The organism is Microvirga sp. CF3062 (genome assembly GCF_036314045.1).
Taxonomy (GTDB): Bacteria; Pseudomonadota; Alphaproteobacteria; order Rhizobiales; family Beijerinckiaceae; genus Microvirga.
Window position 1 is genome coordinate 99,449 of sequence record NZ_JAYGGN010000011.1, and the last position, 20,145, is coordinate 119,593.

Below are 20,145 nucleotides of genomic sequence, written 5' to 3' on the forward strand. Positions count from 1 at the left end.
ATAGAAACGCCGAATTCCCACGCCTTCTTCGGAACGGCAAAGCCAGAAGCAAAGTTGATGAAGGAGAAATGAAGTGTCCGGGTAACCCGGCCCGTTTTAGGAGTCTGCCCATGCCGACCGTTATTGCCATCGAGGCAAAGCCCGTTGAATTTGAGGGAGTCGATAGCGGCTTTTTTCACCTCTATCTCGTCAAGACCGTTACGGATGAGCAGGGTCGTGTCGTCTCGGAGAAAGTGATCCGAGGCACTGCAGGATCGAACGGCGATCTTGAGACATTGGTCGATGCCAATCTTGCTACCTCCCCCGACAGGAGAGGCTCAGACACCCCAGAGGAGAGGCACCGCAAGGTACTCGATCTCGGCAACAGAAACGTCGATGATGTCTGGCAAATCATGGTCCAGCACGCCAACAATATCGAGAACGCGGATCTGAACTATAGCGTCGATATCTTTAGACAGGTTTCAGGGGATGATCTGAACAGCAACTCTGTCATTGCGTCAGTGCTCCATTCGGTGAGCCTGAGTCTGAGCACAAACCTTCCCGTAGGAGTCACCAGGTCGGATGCTCCCCTCTATGGTCAGCTTCAGTATATGACCGTGGACGACGCGCTCTTCGGAACAGCGAGCAACGACCGGATTATGGGGGGCATTGGGAGCGACAGGATCAACGGCGGGAGGGAAAGTGACCGTCTCTATGGGGAACTGGGCAATGACCGGCTGAGTGGCAGTTCTGGCAATGACGTTTTGCTGGGTGGGGGAGGCAGCGACAGCCTAAGTGGCGGTTCCGGCAACGACGCTCTCAATGGCGACCTCGGCAACGACAGTCTAGACGGTGGCTCCGGCGCCGATGCTATGACTGGCGGCGGCGGCAACGACCGTCTCTATGGCAGCTTCGGGGATGATGCTCTTAACGGCGGAAGCGGCAATGACCGCCTTTATGGCCAGTCAGGTGCCGACATTCTCCGCAGCGGCTCGGGATTGGATGTCTTCGTCTATCATGGGATCCCGAACGGTTCAGCAGATGTAGACACCATTCGGGACTTCTCGGTTGCCAGTGACACATTCTTACTGAACAACAATGCATTCACGGGTCTAGGACCAGAGGGTCAGTTGAGGTCTTCGGCTTTCTGGACTGGAACGGGGGCACATGACGCGAGCGATCGGATCATCTACGATCGCACCAACGGTGTTCTCTATTACGATCAGGACGGCACCGGCAGGAGTGAGCAGGTCATCGTAGCGAAGCTCTCAGTCGGCCTGAGGATGACATCTCTGGACTTCCAGATCATCTAGTCGAGCATCCATAGGAGCCGGAGGGCCCGGTGCTGTGATCTAAGGCGCTTGGTGTGCATGACAGCACATCGAGCGATCCTGTTGGCGGATATGGTCGAAGGCACTCTTGACCAGTCCCTTTGGAGACGAACGATGCTCTCCGGCTCCTTTTCGCCTCACCGCATAAGCCTAGTGGCCGCCTTGGTCCTTGTATCGACGAGTGTCGATGCATGGGCACAGAGCCATCCTCTGACGCTGAGAATGTCCTGTACTCAGGCACAGGGCCTTGTCGCCTCGCAGAAAGCCATCGTCCTCAACACGGGGCCCTTCACCTACGACCGCTATGTCGGATCCTACGGATCCTGCGGCGTCGGCGAAACCCTGGATCCGGCCTGGGTTCCGACGGCCGATACAGCCCAGTGCCCCATCGGATACCGCTGCTCACCCCGTTCTGCGCCCTCGCGGAACTAAGCCCCGCCAGGTCACAATACGCCTCCGCCTGCTCTCCTAAATGCAGCTAGGAATCTCAGCGGCTGTGCCACGCTCGGAACGCCAGGAGGGGCGTCAGAATCGGCCAGCCGAAGCCGGCGATCAGGATGTGATCGAGGCCAACCTGTTCCTCGTCATTGATCATGGTCGAGACTGCAAGGAGCAGTATGACGCCACCCAGATAGATCATCAGAACTTCACGCATCCCGCAGCCCCCAGCAACCTTGAAGCTGAGCTTTGACGCATGAGAAGGGTCAAGCCAATGCGACCGGCAGTCGCCTGCTCCCCAATAAGGATATAAGACGCAAGGCCCGGGGGCGCAGGATACCTGTCTCAGCATGGACGAGGAATCTCGCCGAGGCGAAAAAATTAAACTTCTTCAGAAACTTAGCCGCAACTGAATAGGAACTCGCCCGTTCTTCGATCACCACGCGCAACTCACAGGGAGGTCATTGATGCCAAAGCGGCACCACCCTTATGCCGCAGGAGGCAACACGGGCTGGAGTATCGGCTCCAATGGGTTGACAGCGGCCGGGCAATCCGAACTGTTGAAAGATCTCGGACGTCAACTTCAGCACAATTACCAGAGCATCCTGAAGGAACCTGCGCCGGATCGCATCAGGCAGTTACTGGAGAGGCTTGAAAGGGCGGGCCGTCGAGAAGGGGATGAGGACCACTGAGCCATATCTGTTCAGGATCGAGCCCTCACCCCATTGAGATGGTTCTGAGCCTTAGCGCCTGCGACGGTTCCGCGGATTCGAATGGCCCGCCGAGGCCGTTTCCTTCGGAACGAGGCTGTAGATCAGAAACCCCGCCAGAATTCCAGCTCCGAGCAGAACGAAGGGATATGACTTGGCGGTCTGAACGACACCGGACGCGGTCTGACGCACGGCATAGAGCGGCACGGAGGCATGGATCAGGCGCTCGGCCCGCTTAAGATTCTCCTGTCGGGTATGCATCTCGAGGTCATAACCTTCATCGCCATTATGGCGATGAAGCTCGATGCTGTTGCGGGCGAACCCGGCAGAGACAAGGCGCTGGACCGCTTGGTTGGCTTCACTGCGAGACGCGAAAGTTCCGGTAGCAATAGACGTGTTCGGCATCAGTTAATCCTCTTCGAACTGCTGACGCCAATTCCCGGCAAGCGCCTAGGTTCCACGCCGACGTGCGAGACGATGCGGATAGGCTTCGACCCAGTGACCCTCAGTTTCTCCGGAGGGACTGAGCGGCGGCCCTCTCCGCCTCCATCAGGACTTCAAGGGCTCTCCAGGGCTTGGGCATGAAACGGACATCCCGCGGGACATCGCCAGACTCGTCATCAAGGGGGCTGCCGGAGGTCAGCACCGTGCGAACCCATGGCCACTTGAGCCGAACGGTTCGCACCAGATCCAATCCGTCCATCAGGCAGGGGAGCCGGAGATCAGCAAAAAGGAAGGCTACTTCTTCCGAATGCCGGTTCAGATAGGCCAGCGCCTCTTCCGCGCTGGACGTCTCGACGACCTTCAGATCAGTTTCCTCGAGAAGAGCTGCCGCTAAGCCCCTGACTTCGAAATCATCCTCGACGATCAAGGCTATACGATAAGGCTCGATTCTCTGTCCCATAAGCCATCTCCTCTTCCAGTTTACATTTCCTGGAGCCCTTTGATGAAGGAGCAACGATCCTCAGGCTCTCTATTGGATAGAAAAATCCGGCTCCGAAAACGCGATGCGGACAGCCGGTGCGATAAAGCCAGAACTCAATATGCGGTCGAAAGCAGTAACGCTTTCAACCGCATCTTCGACAAGATCGCGAATAAGCAATTGTCCCGAGCGCAGGGCGCGATCGGGCCAAGACCCTCATCACAGAACGGTGAGGACGGCTCTCCGTTTCAGCTTGGCCTTATAGAAATTTTCTTGAGAAGCTTTTTGCTCTGGAGGAACCGCCTTCCAGGCTGTAGCTTAAGCTTGAACCGACTTTTCTCACGTGAGATCCCCACCGTGTTCAAGGAGACCCAGCTTCACCAGGAATTCTTGGACCTGGAGCATCACATGCGGCTTCTCGACCGCAAGCTCGCCGATGCCCTTCATCGGATCCGCCACGGCTCCTCGTCTGAATCGGTTGAGCAGGCCCGGCAGGACGAGAAGCAACTCCTTTACGAACTGGACCGGCTGATGACGAGAATGCGGGCGATCGAGGGGCAACTTCTCCAAATCCAGAAGAGCGCGACGCGTCACTAGAAGCAACGCCTGCAGCCGGCTTGTGTGAAACCGCACGTCGGTGTCGTTGAACCCGGCTCATTCTGGCCAACATTACGAAACGTAAGGCCAAGAAGAGGATAAGGAATGACCTGCAGGGAATCTTGTCCGGAACCGGATATGGAAGTGGGGAGCGGCGCCGGAGCGGTACGCAGGCGAGGCATCCCGCTGTTCACCGTATTGATCGGCCTCTTGGCCGCGATGAATGTCGCATCAGTCGTCTTTGTTCTTCTGGAGTGAGCGGCTGCCCTGCCTCGCAATCGGCAGCGTCACTGCAGATAACCTGATAAGTCGAGAACTGCAGGACAGCGCATATGATGCGAACTCTGTCCTGCAGGTTCAGGGTTCGTGTTCAGCGCAGTCCGAGGAATGACAGGATCGCCAGGACCACAACGATTGCACCGATGAGCCAGATGATGTTGTTCATGAGGATTCTCTCCCGAATTGGAATTGACCTCATGCCAACGGTCAAGGTGAAGGTTCGTTCCTTGGCTCCACGTACCGGATCAGTTGGAGCGGCAGGCGCTCAGATCGGTGCCCGAGACACTGCCCGAAGGGGCAATCTGCCTTCTGCTCACGCTCGTACAGGCCTCATGCGTCAGACCCTGATCTGAATCGACCTGGATCCGGCTTTCCTGTGCGCGTGCGGTCTCATAGCCAGAACCTGATCGATAGTCCCAGGTGGAAATCCCCGCCATGCCAACGCATCCACCAAGCCCAATTGCGAGCCATGCGGCAGTGAAGGTTTTAAGCACCGTGGGCATAGTTTGATCCCGTCGGCTGAGGAGCCCGTTTGAAAGGCAGAAGGAGCTTTCAGTAGGACGTCGTTATGACCAAAACAAGAAAACCCCGGCGTCACCACCGGGGTTTTCTAACTAATTAGGAAGAGTGTTTAGAAGTCGCGCTGAATGCGCAGGCGGCCTTCCCAAGCGTCATCATCATCCGCGCCGACAATGCCACGCGGGTTGAGGTTGGAGTAGAGAGCCTCCACACCGATGTCGAGACCGGAAACCGGCGACCAGATCAGGTTCGAACCGACGCGCCATTCAGTGAAGTCAGCGACAGGAGCGGTAGAACCGTACTCAACGCGAGCATAGGAGCCGAACAGGCTCTGCCGGATCGTCGGGGTCCAGTAGTGGTTGAGACCACCGGCGAGGGACCAGCCGCGGCCGGTATCGAGATCGCCATCAAGATCCACATAGGCGTCCACAGCCGTTCCCGAAGCGATGCCGACCGAGTTGTCGGGATCGAAGCCGAGATAACCGAGAGCGCCGTCGGCATAGGTGGCGGCAAACCACAAGGCATCGCCTTCGGCGAGCGCCGGCAGGTTCACGTTGACCATGCCCGACACGGCCCAGCCAAGTTCGCTGTCAACGTAATCGCCGCCAACAAGGGTGTTGGTGCGGAGCTGATGCAGTGCGCCGGAAAGCTGAGCCGAACCCCAGGTGCCGGAATACTTCAGGTTACCGACGAGGTCAGGCAGCCTCTGGCCGGCGCCGACATCGGCAAGGTCCGTGGCGAGGTTGGTCGCGAAGGAGCCCTCTTCCAGCGACAGGGTGGCCGAGAAGCCATTGCCGAAGGAAAAGGTGTAGGCGAGCAGGTTCACATCAGGATAGTCGTAGAAGCGGAGCGTGCCCCAATTCTCATTCGCGACGTCGCCGTTCGTGAAGAACGAGGTCGTACGACCGGCGGTCAGGCCACCGAACTGGATGTAGGCCTGGGCAATGTTCGGCGAGGTGCCGGTGCCGGGACCATTAGAGTTAGCGTAGACGCCGGTGTTGCGGGATATCTCCATACGGACGAAGGCGCGGAGCAGACCGTAAGCCGTCGCGGTGCGGGCATCGAGCTGGACGCGGCCGCGGGCGAGGAAGCCGATCGAATTACTCTCGCGAGTTGTAGGCTCAAGGTAGGTGTACTCGGCGCGGACGCGGCCACCGACGCGCAAGCAGGTTTCCGTGCCTGGGATGTAGAAGAAGCCTGCACCGTAGGTGGAGCAGACGCGAACGTATTCGACCGCTGCGGCCTTAGCGACCGGCAAGTCAGCGGCTTGTGCCCCCGTGACAGCCGCAAGCCCTGCGACTGTTCCAAGAAAGAGGCCCTTAACGAGCTTCATGGGTTTCTCCAAAGAAATCTGGGTCCGAGACCCATGTACAAACGTGACCATACTCACGCTCACGTCTGACGCAACACAGGTTCGCTTCAGATCCGCTCATGCGACGCGCACTATGCCGAAAAGATAGGCATTCCAGGAGGGTTCGCATGCTTATTTTCCAGGGTGTGGCCCGAATTCAACAGCCAGGCAAACCCTGTCGTTGCGTCACTCGCACTACAGCTTGAGGCCCATCCGCCGCTAAGACACATGTCTCCCAAATCTGCCCGAGCCAACTCGTCAATCTCCGAAGAAATCCAGTTCGAGCTCCCGGCAGGTATACCCGACAGGGCATTGGGGCGTGTCCCGGGTCGGCACGAAAGCGAGTTCGGTCATCTCGTTGCGCAGGCAGAACCGCCCATCGCTGACATAGCGGTCGTAAGTGTAGGTGCCGGTTCCAAGAACGATCTGACCTCGCGTCAGCACGAGACCACGAGCCTGATTGCAGGTCAGGTTAGGGGTCAATGGCCGTGGCTGGGCCTGGACACTCGATGCAGCGACCAAGAGAGCCAGAACACAAACAATCTTTCGCATCGTCATACCCTTCGTACAGACTGTCCGAACGGAACACTCTTCGAAATGACAACGCGTCAAGCAGGGCTTTGTTACCGCGAGGCCCCTGACCGAAGAGGGCATGAAGCCGCTACAGCATGGGCTGCAGGCGCCGCGCCAGATCGACAGCGCCGGCATAATCGGTCTTTCCCGAGCCCAGCACCGGAATGCTCGCAACCAGAATGGAGCGCGGCACCCAAAGTTCAGGAAAACCATGGTCCTTGGCATGGGCCATGAGGACATCGCGGTCCGCATCCGGCTTGTCGGTGATGAGGACGATCTGCTCCCCCTTGCGCGGGTCCGGGATCGCCACCACCACATGGCTGCTGTCGGGCCAGAGGGACTGGACGGTCGCCTCGATGGCCGCCAAGGACACCATTTCGCCGGCGATCTTGGCAAAGCGCTTTGCCCGCCCCCGGATCGTCACGATCCGACCATCGACGGTGACGATGTCGCCGGTGTCGTGCCACCCCTCGGCCGGCGGCCGGATGCCGCCGGGTCCGGCCGGGTCGAGATAGCCCTTCATCACGTTCGGGCCGCGCACGTGCAGGCGCCCGCCCTCATGGATTCCCTCGACGGCTTCCAGGCGCCATTCGATGCCGGGCAGGACATGCCCCACCGTGCCCGGATGGTTGTCGTCGGGAAGATTGCAGGCAATGACGGGCGAGCATTCGGTGGCGCCGTATCCCTCGACGATGACCGTGCCATGCCGATCCCAAAGGCGGCGCGTCTCGTCCTTCACCCGCTCGGCCCCGGCAATCACGAAGCGCACGCTTGCGAGATCGTCCTCGCCGGCAGCGCGGGCATAGCCCTGGAGAAAGGTGTCAGTGGCGAGCATCACCGTGGCGCGCGTTCCCGCAACGAGCTTCGGGATCTGCCGGTAGTGCAGCGGGCTTGGATAGAGCACCGCCTTCATGCCGTTGAGCAAAGCCGTCAGAAGACCTGCGGTCAGGCCGAAGGAATGGAAGATCGGCAGCGGATTGAAGAAGACGTCGTCGTCCTTCAGCACATCGCCTGCGAGAGCCTTCACCTGATAGGCATTGGCTACCAGATTGGCGTTCGACAGCACCACGCCTTTCGGCACGCCCTCGGACCCTGAGGTGAAGAGCAGCACGGCCGGGTCGTCCGGCTGGAGGTTCGCGCCAGCGTGGACACGCCGCGCGATCCATGAATCGACAAGCCCGCGCAGCTTGTCGAGGCTCGTAAGCTCTGCGCGCACATCCTCGAGCCAGAGGATCGTACGCCCCTCCCCTAACGCCTCAATGATGTCGTCGAGTTTGCCCTGCTCGATGAACCGCCGCGAGGTGACGATGGTCTCGATCCCGGCCAATTCGCAGGCGGCCCTGAGGTTCTTGAGACCCGCGGTGAAGTTCAGGAAGGCCGGAACGCGCCCGAAGGCGTTGAGCCCGAACAGGGTCACGGCAATCGCCTGCACATTCGGCAGCAGCACGCCGACGGTCTCGCGCTCCTTCGTCAATCTGGCGAGCTTGCGCCCGAGCACCAGGGAGCCGAGGACAAGACGTTCGAAGGTGATCGGCTGACGCTCCAGATCCTCCAGGGCAACCTTGTTGCGGCCGAAACGATCCCGGGCATCGAGGAGTGCTCCGAACAGGGTCTTGCGCGTCCGCGCGATGTCGAACTCAGCCACGGGCGCGCTCCTGGTCAACTAGCCGGCCGAGCCTTCGCGGATCGGCGCCTGATAGGCCAGGCCCATATCCCAGGGGAAGTAGATCCAGGTGTCCTGGCTGACTTCCGTCACGAAGGTATCGATGAGGGGGCGTCCGGCGGGCTTGGCATAGACGGCGGCGAAATGCGCGCTGGGCAGCATGTCGCGGACCATCTTGGCGGTCTTGCCGGTGTCGGTCAGGTCGTCGATCACGAGCACGCCCTTGCCCGTGCCGTCGCCCAGCGCCTTGACGGCGGGCGCAATGTCCTTGAGCACCCGGAGCTCACCCTGGTTCTTGTAGTCGTGATAGCTCGCGATGCAGACGCTCTCGATAAGGCGGACGTCGAGTTCACGCGCCACGATGGCGGCCGGCACGAGGCCGCCGCGGGTGATGCAGACGATGGCCTCGAACGGGCCGGCCGAGGCCAAGCGCCAGGCAAGGGCGCGGCAATCGCGGTGAAACTGGTCCCAGGAGACGGGGAAGGCTTTGGGAGAAGTCGGAGACATCGGTTGGCTCTTTGTGACGGTGGTGGCGAGGATAACTCTTACAATGGCGCTTGGTCACCCTTGAGGCGGGCGAGATGATCGCGCACGGCAGCGGCGGCCCGGGCAACGGCCTCAGGCTCCTTGCCGCGCACGACGATCTGGTTGCGGAAGCCGCTGGTGGAGAACGACGGATAGGACCCGATGGAGACGCTCGGGAAGGACGATGCGATCTGGCCCAGGCCCTCGGCATAGATGCCCTCGGCCAGACCCTCCGCCTCGATATTCTCGATGATCATGCGCGCCCCGGTTTCCAGGGTCGGCGCGATGTTGTCGAGCATGGCCTGCATGATCGAGGGCACGCCGGCCATGACGAAGACATTGCCGATGCGGAAGCCCGGCGCCTTGGAGATCGGGTTCTCGATCAGGTCGGCACCATCGGGGATCCGGGCCATACGCAGGCGGGCCTCGTTGAGCTCGTCCGGCGTATAGCGCTCCCGCAGTATCGCGACTGCCCGCGGATCATGGTCGATCCCGACACCGAAAGCCTTGGCGATACAGTCGGCCGTGATGTCGTCGTGGGTGGGGCCGATGCCGCCGGTGGTGAAGAGATAGGTGTAGCGGTGGCGCAAGGCATTCACCGCAGCCACGATCTCCTCCTCCACGTCCGGCACGACGCGCACCTCGCGCAGGTCTACGCCGATCCCGGTCAGATACTCGGCGATGTAGCCGATATTCTTGTCCTTGGTGCGACCCGTGAGGATCTCATCCCCGATGATGAGAAGAGCGGCTGTAACGGAGACGGCCATGCGCAGCGATCCTTTTGGGGGCGTTTAGCCTCAGAAACGGCAATTCTCAAGCAAGGGTTCGGTTGAACCGAAGGCTTCTCCCCTGCTACCAGGGATTTTTACACGCGAATGTTGGTTTTGGATGCGTTTTCAGGAAACCCTGCTCGAGGGACGTCTCATCGAGCGCTACAAGCGATTTCTGGCGGATATTGAGCTAGACACCGGCGAGGTGGTTACGGCTCATTGCGCCAATCCAGGGGCTATGATGGGTCTGAAGGAACCCGGCAGCCGGGCCCTCCTCTCACGGGCCACGAACCCCAACCGCAAGCTAAAATACAATTGGGAGTTCGTGGAGGTCGCGGCCGGCGGCGGTCCGCTCCAGCTCATTGGGATCAACACCTCCCGCCCCAACCTGCTGGTGGCCGAGGCCCTGCGGGAGGGGCGCCTCGCGCCCTTCGCGGCTTACGACCGCGTCCGGCCCGAGGTGAAGTACGGCAAAAACAGCCGGGTCGACTTCCTGCTGGAGAAGGACGGCGAGCCGCCCTGCTACCTGGAGGTGAAGAACTGCCATCTCATGCGTGAGGCAGGCTTCGCCGAGTTCCCGGATTGCATCGCCGCCCGCAGCGCCAAGCACCTCTACGAGTTGGCCGACATGAAGGCCCAAGGCGCGAGAGCCGCCCTCGTTTACGTCATTCAGATGGATGCCGAGCGCTTCGACGTCGCCCGCGACATCGATCCGGCCTACGATAAGGCCTTCCGGCACGCCCTCGCCGCGGGCGTGGAATCCTACGCCTATGTCTGCCGTATCACGCCGCAGGAGGTGACCATCGACCGACCGGTGGAGATCGTAAAGCCGCGGTAAGCGCCCCTCAGGAACGCTCGAACACCAAGTTCATCTTGGTCTCGAGAATCTGCCGGTAGCCCTTGCCCGTGAGGAGACCGACCACATCGACCTGCCAGCGCTCCGGCACGTTCGCCACGATGAACACGGACGGGTAGAGGGAAGCGGGCGCGTCACGGAAAAACGGGCCGAGGACCAGGTCCTCCGCCCCCTCCACATCGAGCTTGATCGCGTCGACATGGGTCAGGCCCTCCCGGCTCAGAAGTTCGAGCAGGGTCACGGCAGGGACGCGGATCGCGTCCGTCTGGCTGGAATTGACGATCTTAAGGCTCGCCTCGCCCCGGTTGAGGGGGTCCAGGAAGAGGGTGAGCTCGCCCGTCTTGTCGGCGATCGCGCAGTCGACAGCCTTGATCGTGCAGGAGGGATTCTGCCGGATGTTGTAGATCAGCCTGTCGAAGATCTCCGGCTGCGGCTCCACGGCCAGGATCCGGGTGGCGACAGTGGGGCCGGCCTCCCGCGCCAGGAACAGGGCGTACCAACCGACATTCGACCCCACATCGATGAAGGTGAAACCATCCCGAATGCGCGAGGCCAGGATCTTGAGCTCGTCGGCATCGAAATATTGCGGCGTGAAGAGGAGCCGGCGCTCGCAGACGTTCTTGTGGGGATAAAGCCGCATCCTGACGCCGAATGTCTCGAGATCGAGCGGCGGACCTTTGAGCATCTTCATGGCCAGATGGCGCAGCATCAGGGCCAGCCTGCGGCCCGCCCAGCCCTGGGGCAACCCGCGCGTGCGGTCGATCACCCAACGGGTGAGACCTGAAGGCGCAAAGTCCCCAAAGGGGCGGGAGTCATTCATTACCGAGGAATCCAGAGCCACGAACCGGATGAACAGGGTTGCTCATGACACCCTCACGCGCCAATCGCAAGCGGGGCATGAGGTCTTTGCTTGCGTCAGCCGCGGCGATCCTTACATTCCGGACAAGAGATCAAGGATTGAGAATGACAGAGACCGATGTTGTCGAGCGCAGGCGCGCCGCCGAGATCCCGCTGCACGGCCCTGCGGACTTCGAAGGGATGCGCCGCGCCGGCCGCATGGTAGCCGAGTGCCTGGACATGCTCTCGGAGCACGTGAAGCCCGGCGTCACGACCGAGTTTCTGGACAAGCTGGCCTTCGACTTCATCCGCGACCATGGCGCCTATCCGGCCTGCCTGCACTACCGCGGCTATACCAAGACGATCTGCACCTCGATCAACCACGTGGTCTGCCACGGCATTCCCAACGACAAGCCCCTGCGCGACGGGGACATCATGAATGTCGACGTGACCCTGATCCTCGATGGATGGCACGGCGATTCGAGCCGCATGTACTACGTAGGCGAGGTGTCACGCCGGGCTCAGCGGCTCTGCGAGATCACCTATGAATGCCTCCTGCGCGGCATCGCGGTCGTGAAGCCGGGCGCGACCACCAACGACATCGGCGCGGCAATCCAGTCTTATGCGGAAGCCGAGCGCTGCTCCGTGGTGCGCGACTTCTGCGGCCACGGCATCGGCAAGGTGTTCCACGACTCGCCGACAATCCTCCACTACGTGGAGCCGGCCTACAACGTGGAGCTGAAAGCCGGCATGTTCTTCACCATCGAGCCCATGATCAATCTCGGGCGGCCGCAGGTGAAGGTCCTGGCCGACGGCTGGACCGCCGTCACCCGTGACCGCTCCCTATCGGCCCAGTTCGAGCACATGGTGGGCGTGACGGAAACCGGCGCGGAGGTTTTTACTTACTCGCCGAAGGGTCTGGACAAGCTGTCCTAAGACCAGCTTGACACTAGCCTGCCGCATTGCTTCTGGCCTACAACGTAACAACGATGCTTCGAGGAGCATCAGGTGCAGGAAGCAACGGGCAGGCATGAGCGACGACCTTCCCCATTATCACGGTCATCGCGACCGGCTGCGCGCCCGCTTCATGGAGGTGGGCGGCGATGCCGTGCCGGATTATGAGCTTTTGGAACTCGTGCTCTTCCGCTCGATCCCGCGCCGGGACGTGAAGCCCATCGCCAAGGAACTGATCAAGCGGTTCGGCACCTTCGCCGAGGTGCTGGCTGCCTCCCCGGCCCGGCTCATGGAGTTGGATGGAATAGGCGAGAGCGTGGTCACGGATCTCAAGATCGTCGAGGCCTCCGCGCGACGGCTCGCCAGGGGCGAGGTGGCAAAGCGCCCCGTCCTGTCCTCCTGGACGTCCGTTATCGACTATTGCCGCACCGCCATGGCCTTCATGGACAAGGAGCAATTCCGCCTGCTCTTTCTCGACAAACGCAACGCGCTCATCGCCGACGAGGTGCAGCAATCGGGCACGGTCGACCATACGCCGGTCTATCCCCGCGAGGTAGTCAAGCGCGCCCTCGAACTCTCCGCCTCAGCCCTGATTCTGGTGCACAACCACCCTTCAGGGGACCCCACGCCATCCTCCGCCGACGTCAAGATGACCCGCGAAATCATCGAGGTGGCCAAGCCCTTAGGGATCACCGTTCACGACCACATCATCGTGGGCCGTGAAGGTCATGCCAGCCTCAAGGGCCTGCGCCTGATCTGAGCTTGACCACAGAACCAACCTCTCCCGACCGCGTTACATCACCACGAATAACGCTCATGGGAGATCATAATGAAGAAGCTACTGCTGACCGCTGGCCTGCTCGGCTCCACCCTCTTGGCCTCAGCTGCCATGGCCCAGTCTACCCCCGCCCAGCCCTCCTCCGGCGCCAGTGCACCGGCAGGCGTGAATTTCATGACGCGCCTCGAGGCCGGCCAGATGCTCGCATCCAAAATCATGGATGAAGACGTGGTCGGGGTCGACAACAAGGACATCGGCGACATCGAAGATCTGGTGCTCGACCGCAGCGGTAAGGTCGTCGCTGTCGTCGTCGAGGTGGACGAAGGCCTTGGCGACCGCACCGTGGCCCTGCCCCTGAGCGCCGTCCAGATGAATGCCCCGGATGCCGCAACCACCGGTTCCGTTCAGGGCTCCGGACAGACGACGGGTTCGACCACGACCCGTAGCAGCGACGACATGCGGATCGTCGTGAACATGCCGGTCGATCAGCTCAAGTCAGCTCCCGAGTTCGATGAGGATAACGACTAAACGATTGCGATCCTGCGGCCACCCTCCGGTGGCCGCAGGCCCTTTTTAGATCAGCGTGTCGATTCCGGTGAAGATCGCGTAGACGAAGCCGAGACTCAGGGTCAGGCCGATGGAGCCGATCAGGAGCCCTCCCACCACGACGAAGCCATCCCGCTCGACGAGCCCCAGGCCGACGAGGCATACAGCAAGGCCCAGCGGAATCTGCCCCACAAACGGGGGCGCGAAAAGAAGCCCCACCGACAGGATCAGGATGACCGCGCCCATGAGGCGCATCGCGATCGGCGTGTCCAGGAAGGTCATGCGGGGGCGCGATATGCGCTCGAGCCGGCGAAACACCGGAACTGCTCGTCCGACGGCCCGCTCCACATCCGTGCGGGCCATGGAGCGGTTCATGAGCTGGCGCGGAAGCCAGGGCACCTCGCGACCGAAAACGATCTGAACGGCGACGAGCGCCAGCAGCAGGCCGCAGACCAGAGGGATCGGCGGCGGCATGGGAAGGCAGTTGGGCAGCCCCAGCAGCACGATCAGGAGCGCGAAGGCCCTATCCTGGAGCACGGCCATGATCTCGCGTACGGTCAGGCGCTCGCCCGGCTGGGACGCGAGGGCGAGCAGGATCTGGGAAGTTCGCGCGTTGGAAAACAAGGAGCCCTGACAGGTTCGGGGATGCTCAGGGCGCCTCTCTACCTGACTTAACGCCCGGGGCCAAGGCGTATCAATGAATGTTGATCTCCCCCTCAATTGCCCGGAACTCGGCGGGACGGATCAGTTGCGCATGGGTGACCGTGACCGAGTGCAGGGGCCCTGCAAGCTCCCGCTTCCAGAAGTCGAGGAAGTCGATGAGCACGGGAAAGCGGGGAGCCAGATCATATTCCTGCCAGATATAGGTTTGGAGGAAGGATGGGTGATCCGGCATGCGATACAGGATCTTGGCGGTCGTCAGCCCGTAGCCTTCCATTTGGCGGATGAAATCCTTCGATACCATGCGAACTCCTTCTCAAGCCCGAACGAGCCTTGTCGACAGGAATCCACCCGGAAAGCGCAGGCGGTCTCCTGCCCTATGCTCAAGGCTAAATCTTGAGTGTACTTTGAAGTTCCCGCAATCAAACGGACTTGCACAAACGGACTTGCACATCCACGCGATCTTGCGTTGAGTGCTCGGGCTCGCGCATCGTGCGGATCCGAAAGGGCCGCGCCAGCGAAAAGGTGGACCCGGTCTTCCGCGCCGGACGTTGCGCTGCATAATGGATTGAGCGTCGGAAGCATCGTGGAAGGAGATCACCGGGAATGCGCTTTGCCTTCGCGGGAATCGATTTTCTGGGAGATGTTTTCGAGACGTTCCTTGCCAGGGGCTGGGAGCCCGTCAAGATTTTCAGCCGCCCCTGCGACAGTATCTACGACTTCAACGACGCGACCCTGTCTCGCGCCCGCTCGCTGCGCTTGGCCGTACAGATGTCGCGCATCCTCCCGGCCGATCTCGCCGGTCTGAAAGCCATGGGCTGCGAAGCCCTGGTGGTTGCGGGCTATCCCTGGCTGATCACGGGCTGGGAGCGGCATATTCCTTATGCCGTCAACTTCCACCCCTCACCTCTGCCCTTGGGACGAGGGCCCTACCCGCTCTTCCAGGCCATCCTCGACGGCTTGACCGAATGGGGAATGACGGCCCACACGCTCGAGCCGGCTTTCGACACCGGAGCCATCGTGGCGCAAAAGCGATTTTCTTTAAGTAGTGCGGAGTCTCACGACACCCTGCTCTCTAAATGCCAGATGGCCGCGAAGGAGCTTGCAGCGGAGATTGCCTCAGATCTGCCCCGTCTCTGGTCCGAAGCAAAGCCGCAGGGGCTCGGGACCTATTGGCCCCGGGTCACGCAGGCGCAGAGAACCGTCTCCTGGAACGGTGGCGTGCAGGACGTGCTGCGCACCATCCGCGCCTTCGGATCCATAGAAGCCTTCGCCCAGGTCGAGTCTCGCTACGTCTATGTGTGGGAGGCCTCGGGCTGGGAGGAGCCGCACCGTCACAAGCCCGGCACCCTCGTCCATCGTCATCGCAAGCACATGGTGGTCGCCGTCCGCGACGGATTCGTGCAGATCGGCGGATGGAGCCCCTATGCGCCAGGGGCCGCGAGACAAGGATAGAAGGCCAAACCTTCAGCGTCGGCGCTTGATCATCTTCCAGGCCTGGCGGAGGATGAATATGTTGCGAAGGAGCTTGAACATCGGATCACCTTTGTAAACCACGTGCTGGTCAAAGGCCTTCTCCGGCGGATGGTTCCAATCCGCTCCTACGTTCATCGCCGCAATGTGAATGCTTTAAGCGAGCGGAGCATTCACTGTGCACAAGACTCCTTCAGGGTGGAACTTGATCTGGACATCGCCATTGAGCTCGCGTGCGAGGCTTCGTTCAATGAGACGGGAGCCGAAGCCCTGCCGCGTAGGGATCTGGACCGGCGGACCACCACTCTCCTGCCAGCGCAGGTGAAGCCGGCTTTCGGGTTCTGCCCGTTCGATGTCCCAGACGATATCAACTTTTCCCGTCGCATTCGAAAGGGCGCCATGCTTCACCGCGTTGGTGGTCAGTTCCTGAAGCGCCATGGACAGGGCCAAGGCGATGCGGGGTGACAAGCGAACCTCGGGCCCTCCCATCGTCAGGCGCTCCTCCCCGAACGACCTGTAGGGCGCGAGGGCCTGAGCGACGATGTCCATGAGTTCGGCCCCCTCCCAGCTCTCCGTCGTCAGAACGTCGTGAACGCGCGCCAGGGCCATCAGGCGTCCTTCGAAAGCCTCCTTGGCGTCCTGCACCGTTGAGGCATTGCGCAGGGTCTGAGAAGCAATCGACTGCACCGTGGCGAGTGTATTCTTCACCCGGTGGTTCAGTTCGTTGATCAGGAGTGTGCGCTGCTCCTCGGCTTTCTTGCGGTCGGTGATGTCGCGCTGGATGCCCCAGAGCCGCTTCAGCTGCCCATCCTCGATGACTGCGATCATGCTGTTGTCGAAATATTTGAAGTTGCCGGCGGAATCCTGCTCAACGGACTCCACGCCGGTGACGCTGTAGCCGGAGCAAATAAGCCCAGCGAGGTAAGCTCTGGCCTCGGGGTCGGAGGAAGGCAGTGGAAAGTCGAGAGTCTTGCCGATCAGGTCCTCGGCCTGGTCAAGCCCATACATGCGCGCCATGGCGTCGTTGCAGTCCACGAAGCGGCCGTTACGGTAGGCCAGCTCGACCTGCTCCTCCACCGGCAAAGTCGTGTCGAGCGGGGGGACGAATTCAAGGAGCCAGATGCCTTCCGAACTGCGGGTGATGAACGAGCGGTAGCGCTCCTGGCTATCGCGCAAAGCCGTCTCGGCATCTTTCTCGGCGGTTATATCCCACTGAGCGCCAAGAGAGCGGATGAAGCGTCCGTCCGCATCCCGGATCAGCTTGGTGCGCGCTGTGAGCCATCGCATTTCACCGGTATCGGCGCGGATGATACGAAAATCGTACTCGAGCTGGTGACGGGCGGGATCAGTGACCGCGCGACGTGTTTCGGATTCGATCCATGATCGATCGTCGGGATGCACAAGGCCGAACCATTCCTCATACGAGAAGCTGTCGGAACGATCATCAAGCAGTCCGTATAGCTCCAGGTATTCCGGTGAGGCGATGGCTTGGCCAGTCGCGCGATCGAATTCGAAGCTGCCGATCCGTGCCGCCTCCTGGACCTGCCTGAGCCGCTCTTCCATGGGAGCGTGGCTGATTATGTCGTTCCCGGCGCAGTAAAACCCTGCAACCTTGCCCGTTTCATCCCTGATGGGCGTCCAGGAGAACGTGTAGGCGTCAATTGGCCAGCCCAGCCGCCCGTCGGATAAAGCAGGCTGCGCTTCGCCCGATAAAGCCGACTCAATGATTGTGCGATGCCGGTCCCAAGTCTCTGGCCATAACTCACGAAAAGGACGGCCGAGCATTGCCGGATGCCTTGAGCCTAGGATCTGTCCAAGGCTGTCGTTGTAGAGAACCGCGAGATCGACTCCCCAGACGACAAAGACTGGTTGCCTGGACCCGATCATGAGATCGGCAATGGTGCGAAGGCTATGGGACCATGACGGCAGAGGACCGAGCGAGGTCGCCGCCCAATCATGAGCCCGAATGCGCTGACCCATCTCGCCCCCACCCTGCAGCCAAGGAGCAGCCCCAGGTACCGATGGAACCCTGACATCTTCGGATTTGGCTAGGGGCGATGACCCTCCCAACAGGCCATCACTCATGGACGGACCATCCGATACGCCAATCCGCAGGACGCCTTGACCGTAGCAAGATCGGATGTGTTCCAGTTGCTCGGCATCCCTTGCTCGTTGCCCTGAAGGTCTTGGTTGTAATGTGACAGAGGAACATAAGCTCCAGAGGCTAGGGTTCAAGGGATGACATTACATGACTAATAGCATGCCCAGTGACGAAATTATGCGGAACCAAGATTCCGTAAGGGCATTACCTCTTCAGGAAGGCCATCTGCCCCCAGGTCTTCTAGACCCTCAAAGCCCTTCACGCCCCCCTCGTGAAGGGCTTTTTCCTACGAGGTCTCGCGGAACTTCGAGATTGTGGCGAACCACACACACCTCTTTGGGGTTACCTCCTTGGAGGCTCTGTTCACCTACAGCCCTTCACAACTCAGGGCCGCCTCGCTCAATTCCGGCGGGCAGGCCCTCTCTTTTGCCTTTGTGCTTTCTGACCGAAGTTTCCCTTGAAGCTGAAACTCGATCTTGGACCCTTCATTACGGCCATGAGGGCTCTCTCGAGCCTTCCGGTCCATACCCACAGACATCAGAGTTCGTGATAGTGCCGCCCCTGATAGATGAGGGGCGACTTCTGCTCGCCGAGCCTGATGCTGAGGATTTCGCCAATGATCACATGGTGAGTGGCGACCACTCGGGCATCGCTGATCCGGCAATCGAAGGAGACGAGGCTCGTCGCCAGAGCGGGTGAGCCCGTCTCCAGGATGTCCCACTCCCCTCTGCTGAAGCGTTCCGGCCCCTGAAGACCAGCGCGACCGGCGAAGATGTCTGCGAGATCGAGATCAGCCGCCGCGAGGGTGTTTACGCAGAAAACCTTATTCAGAAGCAGGGCCTGGGCTGATCGGGAGCCCGTGTTGACGCAGACCAGGAGCGAGGCCGGGCTGTCGGTCACGGGCGTCACGGCCGTGGCCGTGAAGCCCCCGCGGCCGGCAGCGCCACCTGTTGTGACCACATGGACGGCACCGGCGACGCGGCTCATGCCCTCTCGAAAGAGCAGGGCGTCCGAGCCAGAGGTGGAATGCGGAGAGGCTTGTGTCTTCAAGATCATGATCCAAGCAAGCCTCTTCCACTCTTTTGGGCTGAGCACAAGGCCGTTAAAGCCATATGGTTCCTCAGTCCCGGCAAGGGAAGCAGCCGGTGTTCGAGCCCCATGCCGCATATTCAGTCAGCCTCTGGCACGATTTCCATCATTTAGCGTGATAGGAATCTTAACAGTACGTTGTGGAATGAAAATCATTTTGCTAGAGACATCCGCACGTTACGTCAGGCTTGGCGATGCACACGCATCGTGCTTTCCTGCATCGTTTCCCAAGAATGACCCCGTTCCAGAGGGGCAAGGGTAGGACATGGAAATCTTTGTGCAGCAGCTCATCAATGGGCTGACTCTCGGGTCGATCTACGGCCTCATCGCCATCGGCTACACGATGGTCTTCGGCATCATCGGCATGGTGAACTTCGCCCACGGCGACGTCTTCATGCTCTCCGCTTTCATCTCGCTCATCTTCTTCCTGATCCTGACCACATGGCTTGGGATCTCATCGGTGGTGCTGGCGCTGTTCTTCGTGCTGATCATCGCCATGGTCCTCACGTCCCTGTGGGGCTGGACCGTCGAGCGTATCGCCTACCGGCCCCTGCGCGGCTCTTTCCGCCTGGCGCCGCTGATCTCGGCCATCGGCGTCTCGATCTTCCTGTCGAACTTCGTCCAGGTTGCCCAAGGCGCGCGCAACAAGCCGACGCCCCCGATGGTCCAGGACGTGATCGTCCTCTTCCAGGGCGCAAGCGGCTACAACGTCGCCCTCTCCTACAAGCAGATCATCATCATGGCGGTCACGGCCGTGCTGCTGACGATCTTCTGGTACGTCGTCCAGAAAACCTCCCTGGGCCGCGCCCAGCGCGCCTGCGAGCAGGACCGCAAGATGGCCGCCCTGCTGGGCATCAACGTGGACCGGACGATCTCGCTGACCTTTGTCATCGGCGCCGCCCTCGCCTCGGTCGCCGGCACCATGTACCTGCTGTATTATGGCGTCGTGAGCTTCAACGACGGATTCGTGCCGGGCGTAAAGGCCTTCACTGCGGCGGTTCTGGGCGGCATCGGCTCACTGCCGGGCGCCGTTCTCGGCGGCCTGATCATCGGCCTCATCGAGACCTTCTGGTCGGCCTATTTCTCGATCGAGTACAAGGACGTAGCCGCATTCTCGATTCTCGCCATCGTGTTGATCTTCATGCCCTCCGGCATTCTCGGACGGCCTGAGGTCGAGAAGGTTTAAGGGGCCTG

23 protein-coding genes are annotated in these 20,145 nt (G+C 60.9%); 10 read left to right on the forward strand and 13 right to left on the reverse strand.

Features of this window, described 5'->3' with window-relative positions; genetic code table 11:
• Positions 1-110 precede the first annotated feature (110 nt).
• Positions 111-1,292, forward strand: a complete 1,182-nt coding sequence (locus VB618_RS18340) for a calcium-binding protein (protein WP_329798176.1) — start codon at positions 111-113, stop codon at positions 1,290-1,292.
• A 240-nt stretch (positions 1,293-1,532) separates the two neighbouring features.
• Positions 1,533-1,742 (forward strand): hypothetical protein, encoded by a 210-nt coding sequence (locus VB618_RS18345; protein ID WP_329798177.1) that lies wholly within the window; start codon positions 1,533-1,535, stop codon positions 1,740-1,742.
• A 55-nt stretch (positions 1,743-1,797) separates the two neighbouring features.
• Here VB618_RS18345 and VB618_RS18350 read toward each other — a convergent pair whose 3' ends face one another.
• Positions 1,798-1,965 (reverse strand): hypothetical protein, encoded by a 168-nt coding sequence (locus tag VB618_RS18350; protein ID WP_329798178.1) that lies wholly within the window; start codon positions 1,963-1,965, stop codon positions 1,798-1,800.
• Positions 1,966-2,215: 250 nt separating this feature from the next.
• Here VB618_RS18350 and VB618_RS19845 point away from each other — a divergent pair, with 250 nt between their 5' ends.
• Entirely contained in the window at positions 2,216-2,440 is a 225-nt protein-coding gene (locus VB618_RS19845; RefSeq protein WP_442931860.1) for a NepR family anti-sigma factor, read from the forward strand.
• A 51-nt stretch (positions 2,441-2,491) separates the two neighbouring features.
• Here the strand turns inward: VB618_RS19845 and VB618_RS18355 are convergent, their stop codons facing one another.
• Entirely contained in the window at positions 2,492-2,863 is a 372-nt protein-coding gene (locus tag VB618_RS18355; protein WP_329798179.1) for a hypothetical protein, read from the reverse strand.
• Positions 2,864-2,963: 100 nt separating this feature from the next.
• Positions 2,964-3,362: a response regulator gene (locus VB618_RS18360; protein ID WP_329798180.1), complete on the reverse strand. Its 399-nt coding sequence runs from the start codon at positions 3,360-3,362 to the stop codon at positions 2,964-2,966.
• Positions 3,363-3,404: 42 nt separating this feature from the next.
• On the opposite strand from VB618_RS18360, the gene VB618_RS18365 reads away from it, so the two are divergent.
• The gene (locus VB618_RS18365; RefSeq protein WP_329798181.1) at positions 3,405-3,977 is read left to right on the forward strand and encodes a hypothetical protein; all 573 of its coding nucleotides are present in this window, start codon (positions 3,405-3,407) and stop codon (positions 3,975-3,977) included.
• A gap of 910 nt (positions 3,978-4,887) precedes the next feature.
• Here VB618_RS18365 and VB618_RS18370 read toward each other — a convergent pair.
• From VB618_RS18370 to VB618_RS18390, 5 genes are all read right to left on the reverse strand, one after another.
• Positions 4,888-6,108, reverse strand: a complete 1,221-nt coding sequence (locus VB618_RS18370) for a porin (protein WP_329798182.1) — start codon at positions 6,106-6,108, stop codon at positions 4,888-4,890.
• 276 nt (positions 6,109-6,384) lie between these two features.
• Complete coding sequence (locus tag VB618_RS18375; RefSeq protein WP_329798183.1) at positions 6,385-6,678, reverse strand: hypothetical protein; 294 nt, start codon at positions 6,676-6,678, stop codon at positions 6,385-6,387.
• A 109-nt stretch (positions 6,679-6,787) separates the two neighbouring features.
• The gene (locus tag VB618_RS18380) at positions 6,788-8,344 is read right to left on the reverse strand and encodes an AMP-binding protein (RefSeq protein ID WP_329798184.1); all 1,557 of its coding nucleotides are present in this window, start codon (positions 8,342-8,344) and stop codon (positions 6,788-6,790) included.
• Between the two features lie 18 nt (positions 8,345-8,362).
• On the reverse strand, positions 8,363-8,869 hold the full coding sequence (gene gpt, locus VB618_RS18385; protein WP_329798186.1) for a xanthine phosphoribosyltransferase: 507 nt from the start codon (positions 8,867-8,869) through the stop codon (positions 8,363-8,365).
• A gap of 38 nt (positions 8,870-8,907) precedes the next feature.
• The gene (locus tag VB618_RS18390; protein ID WP_329798187.1) at positions 8,908-9,654 is read right to left on the reverse strand and encodes a competence/damage-inducible protein A; all 747 of its coding nucleotides are present in this window, start codon (positions 9,652-9,654) and stop codon (positions 8,908-8,910) included.
• 121 nt (positions 9,655-9,775) lie between these two features.
• Between VB618_RS18390 and sfsA the strand changes: the two genes are divergently transcribed.
• Positions 9,776-10,495 (forward strand): DNA/RNA nuclease SfsA, encoded by a 720-nt coding sequence (sfsA, locus tag VB618_RS18395; RefSeq protein WP_329798188.1) that lies wholly within the window; start codon positions 9,776-9,778, stop codon positions 10,493-10,495.
• Between the two features lie 7 nt (positions 10,496-10,502).
• Here sfsA and VB618_RS18400 read toward each other — a convergent pair whose 3' ends face one another.
• A complete protein-coding gene (locus VB618_RS18400) occupies positions 10,503-11,333 on the reverse strand; it encodes an FkbM family methyltransferase (protein ID WP_329798190.1) in 831 nt (276 codons plus the stop codon).
• A 143-nt stretch (positions 11,334-11,476) separates the two neighbouring features.
• Here VB618_RS18400 and map point away from each other — a divergent pair, with 143 nt between their 5' ends.
• The 3 genes from map to VB618_RS18415 all read left to right on the forward strand — a co-directional run bounded on the left by map (position 11,477) and on the right by VB618_RS18415 (position 13,610).
• Positions 11,477-12,286 (forward strand): type I methionyl aminopeptidase, encoded by an 810-nt coding sequence (map, locus tag VB618_RS18405; RefSeq protein ID WP_329798191.1) that lies wholly within the window; start codon positions 11,477-11,479, stop codon positions 12,284-12,286.
• Between the two features lie 94 nt (positions 12,287-12,380).
• Positions 12,381-13,064, forward strand: coding sequence for a RadC family protein (gene radC, locus VB618_RS18410; protein ID WP_329798192.1), 684 nt, complete (start codon positions 12,381-12,383; stop codon positions 13,062-13,064).
• Between the two features lie 69 nt (positions 13,065-13,133).
• Positions 13,134-13,610, forward strand: coding sequence for a PRC-barrel domain-containing protein (locus VB618_RS18415; RefSeq protein WP_329798193.1), 477 nt, complete (start codon positions 13,134-13,136; stop codon positions 13,608-13,610).
• A gap of 45 nt (positions 13,611-13,655) precedes the next feature.
• Here VB618_RS18415 and VB618_RS18420 read toward each other — a convergent pair whose 3' ends face one another.
• Together VB618_RS18420 and VB618_RS18425 are read right to left on the reverse strand one after the other, a co-directional pair.
• Complete coding sequence (locus VB618_RS18420) at positions 13,656-14,252, reverse strand: exopolysaccharide biosynthesis protein (RefSeq protein ID WP_329798194.1); 597 nt, start codon at positions 14,250-14,252, stop codon at positions 13,656-13,658.
• A 70-nt stretch (positions 14,253-14,322) separates the two neighbouring features.
• Positions 14,323-14,592: an usg protein gene (locus tag VB618_RS18425; protein ID WP_329798195.1), complete on the reverse strand. Its 270-nt coding sequence runs from the start codon at positions 14,590-14,592 to the stop codon at positions 14,323-14,325.
• A 302-nt stretch (positions 14,593-14,894) separates the two neighbouring features.
• On the opposite strand from VB618_RS18425, the gene VB618_RS18430 reads away from it, so the two are divergent.
• Entirely contained in the window at positions 14,895-15,743 is an 849-nt protein-coding gene (locus tag VB618_RS18430; RefSeq protein ID WP_329798197.1) for a methionyl-tRNA formyltransferase, read from the forward strand.
• Positions 15,744-15,917: 174 nt separating this feature from the next.
• On the opposite strand, the gene VB618_RS18435 is transcribed toward VB618_RS18430, so the two are convergent.
• Together VB618_RS18435 and VB618_RS18440 are read right to left on the reverse strand one after the other, a co-directional pair.
• A complete protein-coding gene (locus tag VB618_RS18435) occupies positions 15,918-17,741 on the reverse strand; it encodes a PAS domain-containing sensor histidine kinase (protein ID WP_329798198.1) in 1,824 nt (607 codons plus the stop codon).
• 658 nt (positions 17,742-18,399) lie between these two features.
• Positions 18,400-18,849, reverse strand: a complete 450-nt coding sequence (locus VB618_RS18440; RefSeq protein WP_329798199.1) for a flavin reductase family protein — start codon at positions 18,847-18,849, stop codon at positions 18,400-18,402.
• Positions 18,850-19,216: 367 nt separating this feature from the next.
• Between VB618_RS18440 and VB618_RS18445 the strand changes: the two genes are divergently transcribed.
• Entirely contained in the window at positions 19,217-20,137 is a 921-nt protein-coding gene (locus VB618_RS18445) for a branched-chain amino acid ABC transporter permease (RefSeq protein ID WP_329798200.1), read from the forward strand.
• The last annotated feature ends 8 nt before the right edge of the window (positions 20,138-20,145 follow it).

Bases quoted from the DNA above. Each gene is read 5' to 3' on its own strand.
- VB618_RS18340 (WP_329798176.1), top strand. From the start codon at position 111: ATGCCGACCGTTATTGCCATCGAGGCAAAGCCCGTTGAATTTGAGGGA.
- VB618_RS18345 (WP_329798177.1), top strand. From the start codon at position 1,533: ATGTCCTGTACTCAGGCACAGGGCCTTGTCGCCTCGCAGAAAGCCATC.
- VB618_RS18350 (WP_329798178.1), bottom strand. From the start codon at position 1,965: ATGCGTGAAGTTCTGATGATCTATCTGGGTGGCGTCATACTGCTCCTT.
- VB618_RS19845 (WP_442931860.1), top strand. From the start codon at position 2,216: ATGCCAAAGCGGCACCACCCTTATGCCGCAGGAGGCAACACGGGCTGG.
- VB618_RS18355 (WP_329798179.1), bottom strand. From the start codon at position 2,863: ATGCCGAACACGTCTATTGCTACCGGAACTTTCGCGTCTCGCAGTGAA.
- VB618_RS18360 (WP_329798180.1), bottom strand. From the start codon at position 3,362: ATGGGACAGAGAATCGAGCCTTATCGTATAGCCTTGATCGTCGAGGAT.
- VB618_RS18365 (WP_329798181.1), top strand. From the start codon at position 3,405: ATGAAGGAGCAACGATCCTCAGGCTCTCTATTGGATAGAAAAATCCGG.
- VB618_RS18370 (WP_329798182.1), bottom strand. From the start codon at position 6,108: ATGAAGCTCGTTAAGGGCCTCTTTCTTGGAACAGTCGCAGGGCTTGCG.
- VB618_RS18375 (WP_329798183.1), bottom strand. From the start codon at position 6,678: ATGCGAAAGATTGTTTGTGTTCTGGCTCTCTTGGTCGCTGCATCGAGT.
- gpt (WP_329798186.1), bottom strand. From the start codon at position 8,869: ATGTCTCCGACTTCTCCCAAAGCCTTCCCCGTCTCCTGGGACCAGTTT.
- VB618_RS18390 (WP_329798187.1), bottom strand. From the start codon at position 9,654: ATGGCCGTCTCCGTTACAGCCGCTCTTCTCATCATCGGGGATGAGATC.
- sfsA (WP_329798188.1), top strand. From the start codon at position 9,776: ATGCGTTTTCAGGAAACCCTGCTCGAGGGACGTCTCATCGAGCGCTAC.
- VB618_RS18400 (WP_329798190.1), bottom strand. From the start codon at position 11,333: ATGAATGACTCCCGCCCCTTTGGGGACTTTGCGCCTTCAGGTCTCACC.
- map (WP_329798191.1), top strand. From the start codon at position 11,477: ATGACAGAGACCGATGTTGTCGAGCGCAGGCGCGCCGCCGAGATCCCG.
- radC (WP_329798192.1), top strand. From the start codon at position 12,381: ATGAGCGACGACCTTCCCCATTATCACGGTCATCGCGACCGGCTGCGC.
- VB618_RS18415 (WP_329798193.1), top strand. From the start codon at position 13,134: ATGAAGAAGCTACTGCTGACCGCTGGCCTGCTCGGCTCCACCCTCTTG.
- VB618_RS18425 (WP_329798195.1), bottom strand. From the start codon at position 14,592: ATGGTATCGAAGGATTTCATCCGCCAAATGGAAGGCTACGGGCTGACG.
- VB618_RS18430 (WP_329798197.1), top strand. From the start codon at position 14,895: ATGCGCTTTGCCTTCGCGGGAATCGATTTTCTGGGAGATGTTTTCGAG.
- VB618_RS18435 (WP_329798198.1), bottom strand. From the start codon at position 17,741: ATGGGTCAGCGCATTCGGGCTCATGATTGGGCGGCGACCTCGCTCGGT.
- VB618_RS18440 (WP_329798199.1), bottom strand. From the start codon at position 18,849: ATGAGCCGCGTCGCCGGTGCCGTCCATGTGGTCACAACAGGTGGCGCT.
- VB618_RS18445 (WP_329798200.1), top strand. From the start codon at position 19,217: ATGGAAATCTTTGTGCAGCAGCTCATCAATGGGCTGACTCTCGGGTCG.